Source organism: Paraburkholderia sp. RL18-085-BIA-A, assembly GCF_046027075.1.
Classification (GTDB): domain Bacteria; phylum Pseudomonadota; class Gammaproteobacteria; order Burkholderiales; family Burkholderiaceae; genus Paraburkholderia.
Genome location: NZ_JARESU010000673.1, coordinates 1 through 342, shown reverse-complemented (window position 1 = coordinate 342; position 342 = coordinate 1). Strand labels below are relative to the sequence as shown.

Annotated in this window: 1 protein-coding gene; it reads right to left on the bottom strand. The window is 59.1% G+C overall.

Going from position 1 to position 342, the window contains the following annotated elements:
- A partial coding sequence (locus tag P0D89_RS54350; RefSeq protein WP_408379898.1) for a DDE-type integrase/transposase/recombinase occupies positions 1–342 on the bottom strand: 342 nt, incomplete at both ends.

Genomic DNA, 342 nt, shown 5'->3' with positions numbered 1-342 from the left:
GACCGAACCTTCGTGTCTGCAGGCAGCAGACCATCGGCTTTCATCTCACGTTCCGCCCGGTGTGAGGCGGCATACCCATCGAGCGTGATCGTCTCCGGTGGCTGGCCCTGATGTTGGATGGCCTTGCTAAAAATCGCTTTTGCCGCAGCCACGTCGCGCTTTGCCCTGAGCGTGAAGTCCACCGTCTGGCCAGCCCGATCCACCGCCCGGTACAGATAAACCCATTTGCCACGAATCGTCAGATAGGTCTCGTCAACGCGCCATGACCGCCCTGCCGGTATGGCAAAGCGATTCCAGCACTTCACGAACTCCGGTGTAAAACGGTTCACCCAACGCATGATG